General features: G+C 66.4%; 1 protein-coding gene and 1 pseudogene. Both read left to right on the forward strand.

Translation table 11 applies throughout. The features are described from left to right. A partial coding sequence (locus tag ACTWP6_RS30270) for an HNH endonuclease signature motif containing protein (protein ID WP_443189634.1) occupies window positions 1-962 on the forward strand: 962 nt, incomplete at its 5' end. A gap of 115 nt (window positions 963-1,077) precedes the next feature. Next, window positions 1,078-1,200: pseudogene (locus ACTWP6_RS30275) on the forward strand (ATP-dependent DNA ligase); the annotation flags it as partial. Between the last annotated feature and the right edge of the window lie 127 nt (window positions 1,201-1,327).

A 1,327-nucleotide genomic window follows, 5' to 3' on the forward strand; every position in this document is an offset into this window, starting at 1 on the left:
GGTGCGGCAAAGCGGACTGCCCGGGCGCTGCGCCGGTGGCTCCGGGCAGCTCGAATGTGGTGATCTCCGTGCTCGCCGATCCCGCCGCGCTCGACGCCGCCTACCAGCTGATCACCGACCAAGACCAGCAACAACAGAACCAACCCCAACCGCAGCCTGCGGAGGAGCTCGAATTCGAGCGTGAGCCGGCGCCGGAGCCTGAGCTGGAGCCTGTGGACAAGCCCGGGCCTGACCCTGAGCCCGGCTCCGTAGATGAGTCCGACTCAGCGCCCGAGCCGAATCCTGCACGGTGTGTGAAGTATTCGGGGTTGGCGTTATTGCCCGGGGTGAAGGTGCTGCCGATAGTGGCGTTGGCCGAGGCGATCCGCGGGGGAGCGGCGATCAAACAGCTGTTGTTGCCCGGCCCGGATCCCGAACCGCACTACCGTCCGTCGGCCAAGCTGGCGGCGTTCGTGCGCGCTCGGGACCTGTTCTGCCGCTTCCCGGGCTGCACGGTGCCGGCCGAACGCTGCGATCTCGACCATGTTCTGCCCTGGCCCTTCGGGCCGACCCATCCGTCGAACCTGAACTGCAAATGCCGCACCCATCATCTGGCCAAGACCTTTTGGGACGGCTGGCGCGACGAACAACTTCCTGATGGCACGGTGATCTGGACGACCCCGGCGGGCAAGCGCTACACCACAGTGCCCGGCAGCCGGGTGTTTTTCCCCGGCTGGAACACCACTACCGCGAAACTACCGCCGATGACCTTGCCGCCCCCAGATTTCGACCGTAGTGCCAGGATGCCCAAACGACGCCGCCCCCGCGCCGCCGAGGACGCCGCGCGGATCACGGCCGAACGCGAACACAACGCCGCCCAACGCGCCCGCGACCGAGAACGTGCTGATGCTGCCGACCGAAACCGGTGGACCAGACCGCCACCTCCACCACATCCCGACGGCGACGACCCACCGCCCTTCTGAAAGCGTGGGGCTACCAGCCATCGGCGTAGCAGTCGAAAGATGGTCCGGAGTGCGCGGGGTGTCGCACGCACTCAGGCTGCGATGACATTGTCGGGGTACCCCGGTCTACGTGAGTATGGAGACCATGCCCTCAGACCTGCCGGTGACCCCGCCGCTGGAGCCGATGTTGGCCAAGGCGCAGACCAAGGTGCCCGACGATCCCGGAGTCTGGTCCTATGAGCCGAAATGGGACGGTTTCCTTCACTGAACTTGTCAACCGTCGTTGCGCGCCAACCTGTGCGGCGGACTTCTTCATCTGTACGTCTCGGGTCAACCCAGCGGCGCATCGATGCCACCTGCGCCCTGCGGTGCGGGTCGACTGAGTT

Source organism: Mycobacterium sp. 4D054, assembly GCF_052245755.1.
Taxonomy (GTDB): Bacteria; Actinomycetota; Actinomycetes; order Mycobacteriales; family Mycobacteriaceae; genus Mycobacterium.